The organism is Peptoniphilus hominis (ex Hitch et al. 2025) (assembly GCF_040096015.1).
GTDB classification, from domain to species: Bacteria; Bacillota; Clostridia; order Tissierellales; family Peptoniphilaceae; genus Peptoniphilus_A; species Peptoniphilus_A hominis.
The window spans coordinates 1-1189 of sequence record NZ_JBBMFO010000069.1 but is presented as its reverse complement, the minus strand read 5'-3'; the positions used below and the strand labels follow the sequence as shown (position 1 = coordinate 1189).

The 1189-nt window shown below is 30.2% G+C and carries 1 protein-coding gene and 1 pseudogene; both read right to left on the bottom strand.

Annotated features, from left to right (window positions below; all coding sequences use genetic code 11):
- Positions 1 to 98: 98 nt before the first annotated feature.
- The gene (locus WMO19_RS09775; RefSeq protein ID WP_349171673.1) at positions 99 to 968 is read right to left on the bottom strand and encodes an IS3 family transposase; all 870 of its coding nucleotides are present in this window, start codon (positions 966 to 968) and stop codon (positions 99 to 101) included.
- Positions 956 to 1189 (bottom strand): annotated as a pseudogene (locus WMO19_RS09770) (hypothetical protein); the annotation flags it as partial. The pseudogene WMO19_RS09770 and the gene WMO19_RS09775, both read right to left, overlap by 13 nt.

Sequence of the window (1189 nt, the reverse complement as noted above, 5' to 3'; positions counted from 1 at the left end):
TGTGGTGACCCCATAAAGTTGGACCTAATACCAGGACTGGTAGTTTATTAGTACTGGTATTATTTTATTACTTTCCACCCCTAGGGGTGGAAAATTTTTTATGCTGCATTTAACTTTCTATATTCCACTGGACTTAAATATCCTAATTTTTCTTTTATTCTATCTTTATTGTAATATTCGATATATTCTTCTATTGTGTCTTTCAATTCTTCATATGAATAGAATTTTTTTCCGTAGTATATTTCTTGTTTTAGTATTCCAAAGAAGTTTTCCATTGGTGAGTTATCTAGACAATTGCCTTTTCTTGACATTGATTGGGTTATTCCTTCTTTTTCTAGTCTTGATGTGTATTGTTTTACTTGGTAAGCCCATCCTTGGTCTGAATGAAATATCCTCTTATCATTGTTCGTGTTTGTTATTTCTATTGCTTTTTTTAAGGCTTTTAGTATTGGTTCTAATGTTGGTTGTTTTGATATTTCATAACTTATGATTTCACTGTTATACATATCTAGGTAGGGGTTTAGGTAAAGTTTTTTTACTTGATAGTTTCCATTTTTATCTTCTTCTAGGTATTTAAATTCTGTTGTATCTGTTGTTATATATGTGTAGGGTTTGTCTACTTTAAAGTTTCTATTTATTTCATTATCTGCTACTTTTCCTATTGTTCCTTTGTATGATGAGTACTTTCTAGATTTTCTTGAGAAGCTTGTTACTTGAAGCTTTAGTTTTTGGACTAGTCTTTGAACTTTCTTTTTATTTATCAATAGTCCTTGTTTTCTTAATATTGCTGTCATTCTTCTGTATCCATAGTTTGGATTATCTTTTCTAATCTCTAGTATCTTCTTCTCTACTTGCTCATCTTTGTTTGGTCTGTCTAAGCGTTGTTGCCAATACATATATGTTGATTTTGGCAGGTCGAAATATTCCAACAAGTCCTTTAGTTTGAATTCATCTCTTAGTGATCTAATGATCTTAGATATTCGTCTATTTCTGATTCTGTCATCTGTGAGAATTGAATCTTTTTTTTTAGAATTTCTACTTCCATCTTAAGATAGTAGTTATCTTCTCTAAGTTTTTCTAACTCGCTCAATTCTTTTTTTGTTTGCTTACGTTTGTTTTTTAGATCTTTATTTTTATCTGTATTTGGCATATTTGAAGGTCTTCCTCTCTTTTTTGCTTTCAGTCCTTC